At 59.8% G+C, this 6523-nt stretch carries 8 protein-coding genes and 1 pseudogene; 4 read left to right on the top strand and 5 right to left on the bottom strand.

The window, feature by feature from the left end:
* The 4 genes and pseudogenes from AC1D1P_RS11020 to AC1D1P_RS11035 form a co-directional block, all read right to left on the bottom strand.
* The coding region (locus AC1D1P_RS11020; protein WP_477672995.1) for a transglutaminase N-terminal domain-containing protein at positions 1 to 435 on the bottom strand (435 nt) is incomplete at its 3' end.
* A gap of 58 nt (positions 436 to 493) precedes the next feature.
* Positions 494 to 1456 carry an alpha-E domain-containing protein gene (locus tag AC1D1P_RS11025; RefSeq protein WP_457278908.1) on the bottom strand — a complete coding sequence of 321 codons (963 nt, stop codon included), beginning with the start codon at positions 1454 to 1456 and terminating at the stop codon, positions 494 to 496.
* 2 nt (positions 1457 to 1458) lie between these two features.
* A complete protein-coding gene (locus tag AC1D1P_RS11030; RefSeq protein ID WP_477671100.1) occupies positions 1459 to 2952 on the bottom strand; it encodes a circularly permuted type 2 ATP-grasp protein in 1494 nt (497 codons plus the stop codon).
* 90 nt (positions 2953 to 3042) lie between these two features.
* Positions 3043 to 4734, bottom strand: a pseudogene (locus AC1D1P_RS11035) (DNA internalization-related competence protein ComEC/Rec2); the annotation flags it as partial.
* A gap of 28 nt (positions 4735 to 4762) precedes the next feature.
* Here AC1D1P_RS11035 and AC1D1P_RS11040 point away from each other — a divergent pair.
* Positions 4763 to 5191, top strand: a complete 429-nt coding sequence (locus AC1D1P_RS11040) for a recombinase family protein (protein WP_477672996.1) — start codon at positions 4763 to 4765, stop codon at positions 5189 to 5191.
* A 21-nt stretch (positions 5192 to 5212) separates the two neighbouring features.
* Here AC1D1P_RS11040 and AC1D1P_RS11045 read toward each other — a convergent pair whose 3' ends face one another.
* On the bottom strand, positions 5213 to 5461 hold the full coding sequence (locus AC1D1P_RS11045; protein WP_477672997.1) for a hypothetical protein: 249 nt from the start codon (positions 5459 to 5461) through the stop codon (positions 5213 to 5215).
* A 166-nt stretch (positions 5462 to 5627) separates the two neighbouring features.
* Here AC1D1P_RS11045 and AC1D1P_RS11050 point away from each other — a divergent pair, with 166 nt between their 5' ends.
* The 3 genes from AC1D1P_RS11050 to AC1D1P_RS11060 form a co-directional block, all read left to right on the top strand.
* Positions 5628 to 5825 carry a hypothetical protein gene (locus tag AC1D1P_RS11050; RefSeq protein ID WP_477672998.1) on the top strand — a complete coding sequence of 66 codons (198 nt, stop codon included), beginning with the start codon at positions 5628 to 5630 and terminating at the stop codon, positions 5823 to 5825.
* 97 nt (positions 5826 to 5922) lie between these two features.
* The gene (locus AC1D1P_RS11055; protein WP_477672999.1) at positions 5923 to 6216 is read left to right on the top strand and encodes a hypothetical protein; all 294 of its coding nucleotides are present in this window, start codon (positions 5923 to 5925) and stop codon (positions 6214 to 6216) included.
* A partial coding sequence (locus AC1D1P_RS11060) for a hypothetical protein (RefSeq protein ID WP_477673000.1) occupies positions 6213 to 6523 on the top strand: 311 nt, incomplete at its 3' end. The genes AC1D1P_RS11055 and AC1D1P_RS11060, both read left to right, overlap by 4 nt.

The raw sequence follows: 6523 nt of genomic DNA on the forward strand, positions 1-6523 counted from the left end.
TGGTGGCACGCCCTGGCTCAATGCCAGCAGGGCCGGCAAGCTTGCAGTGCCGTCAAGGCTTTGCGGGATAAAGCGGCGGCCAAATTCGGCAAGCTCCCAGTGCGGTTCGGCCAGGTGTGTGGCGCGCAGGAAGAAGTACGGATGCGGCAGGGTTTCCGGGTCGTTGAACTCCGCCACGCCAAAGGTTTCCACATCGCCGGCCGCGTTAACCAGGCTCCAGCGCACGTTGTCGGCATCCTTGCCCACAAAGGTGTAAGAGCTGATGGTGTTGCCAAAGGCGTCGCGCTGGGTAAAAAGTTTTTCGGGCGCGCCCAGGCTCCAGAAATGCACCGTCTGCGCCGGGCTGGACTGCGGCGTGAGCCACAGCGTCTGCAGCGCRTAGCGCAGCGGCTCSGTGTACCGGTAGTCGGTGATGTGCCTGACGTGCAACTTCATCAAGGCCCCGTCATACAACAGTACCGACCCTTTGCGGCGGCAGAAGTTAGGCCGTCTTTCAAGTGGTGGCCGGCACCAAAAACTCGCGGCTGATGTGTGCGCCCAGCTCGTTCACGCGGTCCAGGAACTGCGTCAGGAAGGCGTGCAAGCCCGTTGCGAGGATTTCGTCGATGCGTGCGTATTGCAAATCAGCCCGCAATTTGCCGGCGCGGCGCTGGGTTTCGCTGCTGGTATCGCTGGTCACCATGGCAAGGTTGCTCATGACTTCGTTCAGGCAGGCCAGCAGGGAGCGCGGCATGTCGGCGCGCAGGATCAGCAGCTCGGCCACGCGCTCGGGTTTGATGACGTCGCGGTAGACCTTGCGGTAGACCTCAAAGCCCGAAACACTGCGCAGGATGGCGCTCCAGTGGTAGAAGTCGTATTCCTGATCCTTCTCGCCGGCCATGCCGAGGAAGTCGTTCTGCACGGCGTGGAACTTCACATCCACCAGCCGCGCGGTATTGTCGGCACGCTCAAGAAAGGTACCGAGCCGCAGGAAGTGAAAGGCTTCGTCCTGCAGCATGGTGCCCAGTGTCACGCCGCGCGACAGGTGCGAGCGGAACTTGACCCATTCAAAGAACTGGCCCGGGTCGCGCTCGAAGTCGCCGCTGCGCAGCATGCGGATGACCTCGAGGTAAGTCTGGTTCTGCGTTTCCCACACTTCGGTGGTCAGCGTGCCGCGCACGGCACGGGCGTTTTCACGGGCGTTCTGCAGACAGGAAATGATGCTGGACGAGTTTTTCTCATCACGCACCATGAAGTCCATCACGTCGCGCGGATTGATGGTGTCGCCGTACTTGGCGGCAAACGAAGGCTTGAGCTCACTGATGCTGAGCAGGCCCTGCCAGCCGGCCTGCACCAGTGCATCGGACTGCGGCAGCAAAGAGGTCTGGTAGTTCACATCCAGCATACGCGCTGTATTCTCGGCCCGCTCGGTGTAGCGCGACATCCAGAAGAGGTGGTCTGCAGTGCGTGACAACATGATTATTTTCCTCCCCGGGATTGCGACTGCGATTGGGACTGGTACTGCATGGACGAGCCGTCCTGCAATATCCAGGTGTCCTTGGTGCCGCCGCCCTGCGACGAATTGACCACCAGCGAGCCGTCTTTGAGCGCCACACGCGTGAGGCCGCCCGGCACCATCTGCACTTCTTTACCGCTCAGCACAAAAGGCCGCAAGTCGATATGGCGCGGCGCAATTCCGCTTTCCACATACGTGGGGCAGGTTGAAAGGCTGAGCGTGGGCTGCGCAATGTAGCCCGACGGATTGGCCAGCAAGGCCGCGCGGAACTCTTCAATCTCGGCCTTGGTGGCGGCCGGCCCCACCAGCATGCCGTAGCCGCCGGCGCCGTGCACTTCCTTGACAACCAGGTCTTTCAGGTTGGCCAGGGTGTACTGCAAATCCTCGTTATTGCGGCACATGTAGGTCGGCACGTTCTTGAGGATGGGCTTCTCGCCGAGGTAGAACTCAATCATCTTGGGCACGTAGGGGTAGATGGACTTGTCGTCTGCCACGCCGGTGCCGATGGCGTTGCACAGCGAGACATTGCCGCTGCGGTACACATTGAGGAGACCCGCGCAGCCCAGGGTGGAATTGGGGCGGAAGGCCAGCGGGTCCAGGAAGTCATCGTCCACGCGCCGGTAGATCACGTCGACGCGCTTGGGGCCGCGCGTGGTGCGCATGTAGACAAAGTTGTCCTTGACGAACAGGTCCTGCCCTTCAACCAGCTCGACGCCCATCTGCTGCGCAAGGAAGGCGTGCTCGAAGTAGGCCGAGTTGTACATGCCGGGCGTCAGCACAACCACCGTGGGCTCGGCCGTGGCCGGCGGCGCCATGCCGCGCAGGGTTTCAAGCAACAGATCGGGGTAATGGGCAACGGGTGCAACGCGGTTTTCGCTGAAGAGTTCAGGAAACAGCCGCATCATCATCTTGCGGTCTTCCAGCATGTAGCTCACGCCGCTGGGCACGCGCAGGTTGTCTTCGAGCACGTAGTATTCGCCGTTGCCCTGCGCGTCGGGTGCACGGACGATGTCGATGCCGCTGATGTGCGAATAGATATTGCCAGGCACATCAACGCCCATCATCTCGGGTCGGAACTGCGCATTCTGGAAGATCTGCTCGGACGGCACCACGCCAGCCTTGATGATTTCCTGGCCGTGGTACACGTCGTGGATGAAGCGGTTGAGCGCGGTGACGCGCTGTACCAGGCCTTTTTCCATGCTGGCCCATTCGTGGGCGGGAATGATGCGGGGAATCAGGTCAAAGGGAATCAGGCGTTCGGTGCCGGCGCCGTCTTCGTCCTTGGCACCATAAACCGCAAAAGTGATGCCGACCCGGCGGAAAATCATTTCAGCTTCGGCTCGGCGGGCCTGCATCACGTCGGCAGGCTGCCGGGCCAGCCACCGCTGGTAACCCTGGTAATGCTCACGGACGCTGGACTCCGTGGCGTTCATTTCGTCAAACATCGGTCGGCTCATTGGCTTGATCTCCAGCAAGTTATGCGCATGGCAATTGTTTTAACGTAGCTTAGCAAGTTATGCGCCAAGGCGGTGCGTCCGCCCGAATTTTTAACGCCCGGGCTCATGATGCCAGTAGCGTTTGCCCTGCTCCCGCTGGCACAAAATCTCGCCGGGGCGAAGGCTTTGCCAGGTAGCAGCCCCGCACTGCGGCGACTTCACCAGGCGTACGCCGCGCTCCTCATAACGCGCCACCACGGACTCCACCGGGTGGCCAAAACGGTTTCGGTAACCCGACTGCACCACCGCCCACTGCGGCCTGACGGCATCAAGAAACACCGCGCTGGACGATGTTTTGCTGCCATGGTGCGGTACCAGCAGAAAGTCGGCCTGGAGGCTGGCCGGAACGCTGGTCGCCAGCCGGAGTTCCTGCGGCGATTCGATGTCGCCGACCAGCAGGGCTGCGCGGCTGCCGCCAGGGGCGCTGCTGGATATGCGCAACACGCAGCTCATGGCGTTTGACTTGCTGGCAGCGTCGTAGTCGGCGGCCACGGGGTGCAGCACCTCAAATGCCACACCGTCCCATTCCCAGCGCTGGCCGGCCACGCAGCGGCTGGCTTTGCGCAGCGTTTGCAGCGGATGCGCGTCTTCAATCGAACTCACCAGGCTGGCTTCAGGCTGCATGGCCAGGACGGCCTGGGCCCCGCCGATGTGGTCGATATCGCGGTGGCTGATCATGAGCATGTCCAGCCGTTCGCCCAGCGCGCGCAGCAGCGGCACCAGCACCCGGTGCCCGGCATCGCTTTCGCGCGAAAAGCGCGGGCCGGCGTCATACAGCAGCGTGTGGCTTGCCGTGCGCACCAGCACGGAATTGCCCTGCCCGATGTCCGCGGCCAGCAGCTCGAACTGCCCCGGTGCCACGCGGGCCGGTTGCCACAACAGCACCGGCAGCAACAGGGGAAGGCCCAGCGCTCGAAAATGAAACGGCAGACGTGTGGCCAGCAGGCCGCCGCCCGCCACGCCGGCGGCAGCACACCACAGCGGCGCCGCCGCCACACTCACCGAGGCCAGCGGCCAGCTCGCCAGCCATTGCAAAAATATCGCCAGCCCGCCGACCGACCATGCCGCCAGCGACCAAACCGGCGCCCATGCCACACCCAGCATCGCCAGCGGCGTGATGACCAGAGTTACCACCGGAATGGCCACCGCATTGGCCAGCAGGCCGACCAGCGAGACCTGGTTGAACAGCAGCAGCGACAGGGGCGTGAGCGCCAGCGTGACGACCCATTGCTCCCGCATCGCACGCCCAACGCTGTCCAGCCATCTGGGCCGGCGCTGCCACCAGCGCCCATCCTCAGGTTGTTTTTTTGAGTCGAATTGGGCTACARCCCTTTCCCCATGAGCGCGAGCAGCTCCTGAATCTGTAGCAAACAAAACACCCACTGCAACAAAAGACAACCAGAACCCGGCCTGCATCAACGCCCACGGGTCCAGCGCCACCACCACGGCCATGGCCAGCAACCAGGTCTGCAGCCAGGGCCACTGCCTGCCGCCTTGCCGCAGCAGGATCACGGTGGCCAGCATCCAGATGGTCCGCTGCGCGGGCACGCCCCAGCCGGAAAACAGTGCATACAGGGTGGCGAGCAGCAAGCCGCCCAAGGCACCTGCAGCGGCTGCCGGCAACACCAGGCACAACCGCGGAGTGAAACGCGCTGATCGCCGCCACAGCGCGCCGATCAGCAGTGAGGCAGCCCAGGCAAACATCGTTATATGAAGGCCTGAAATRCTAATTAGGTAACTGACAAAACATAAATTATCATGTCAGGACACCATGGCCAATCTTGCAATTTCCTATGCCCGGTATAGCTCCACGATCCAGGGTGAAGGCGACAGCCTCCGCCGTCAAACGGAGCAAGCCGCGAAATATGCCCGCGAAAACAACCTAGAACTTGATCATTCACGGAGTTTTCGTGATCTTGGCGTCTCTGGGTACGACCAGAAGAACGTCACCAAAGGCGCACTTGGTCTGTTCCTGCAAGCCGTTGGCAACGGCCAAATCCCCATTGGCACGACGCTGATCATCGAGAGTTTTGACCGTCTTTCTCGTGCCTCCCCCCTGGACGCATTCGGAATCTTCCAGCAAATCGTCAATGCTGGCCTGAATATCGTCGTTCTCACGACGCCACCAGCGGAACCAGTACGAACTGGTAAGCCAATCCGGCCACGCAAACCCAAAGAGCCGCTGGGCGGCCACCGGTGAAAAACAAATTAAGGGCTTGGTTCACTTCAACACCTTGCGTTCAAGGGTCCGAATGCGGTTCTCGTGGTCTATATGGCTGTCCTTGGTGGCAAAGCTGGCTGAGCTTGCCCTTACCTCTGAACGCAGTTCGGCCACCTGAGCACTGATCGTCTGAAGCTGACTCGCCAGAACGGCTTTGTCAGATTTGTCGTTGAACACGTATGAGGAAGCAAACACTATTGCCCCCGTGATAAGGGAAACAAGAATGGTTTGTATGTGCTTCTCGATCATGGCTAACTTTCTGCGTGTATCGGCTATTTAGACCTTGTTGCACCGCAGCAGAGAAATTGTCCGAAAAACGCTATAGGTAGCGTTCAATCAAATAAAAACCACTACCAGTAGCGTTTCTGATATATTGTCATTATAGGAAATTCCGCCCACAGCGGGAGGTACCCAAATGCACAACCAGCAAATTCAAGATGCAGTAACTTACCTGCACCGCGAGATTTACAGGGCACAGCGCGCGCTCTTCAAGGCGGGCGCTCACCCGCTCACGATGCTGCGCCCAGAAATTGCGGCCCAGGTGCTGGACCTTGAGTACATCGTTTTAGATCGCATTGAAACTGATCAATTTGGGATGGAGGCGGCTGGCTGACGGCGTTGTGCACCCGAGTCTGATGGTTAGTTCCGGCTCTGTGACTTTGCAGAACGCGGCCTCTACCGTAAGTGTTGGTCTGCCATACACCAGTACTTTGGAACTTCTGAATCCTGAGTTTGGTGATGCGACAAGTTCCTCCCAGAGTAGGGCAATCAGCATCACCGATATCGTTATCCGCTTTCAGGACACGCTGAATTGCAAGGTGAACGGGGTTGTCATCCCATTCCGCTCAAACACACTGGGACTTGACGTAGAGATTCCAGCCTTTACAGGAGACAAGCGCGTCAAGTCTTTGGGGTGGCGTTCGCCAAACAACATCGTCATTACGTCTGATACCCCAACGCCGAGCACGATTCTCGGTGTGATGATTGAAGCGGCCGTCAATTGATCCGCAATGCCACTCACTATGACGTTGCTGCAATGGCTGAGATTGGGAGGGCAATGCATGCTGAAAGCGTGTTCAGCAAGTACGCCTACGACTTTTCCAAAGTCTCCCAGCGCATTGGGATCCTCATTGAGCTTGAACGAGGCATTGCAATAGTAGCCACCGAGGGTGAGAAGATCATTGGCGGATTTATTGGTGCTGTAGAGCCGCACTGGTTCGGCGATGACCTGCAAGCCTATGACCTGGCTCTTTTCATTCTCCCGGAGAAGCGTGAAGGCCTAACAGCAGTTCGCCTCATCAAAGAGTACAT

The sequence above is a fragment of the Polaromonas sp. P1_E1_2 genome (assembly GCF_056406035.1).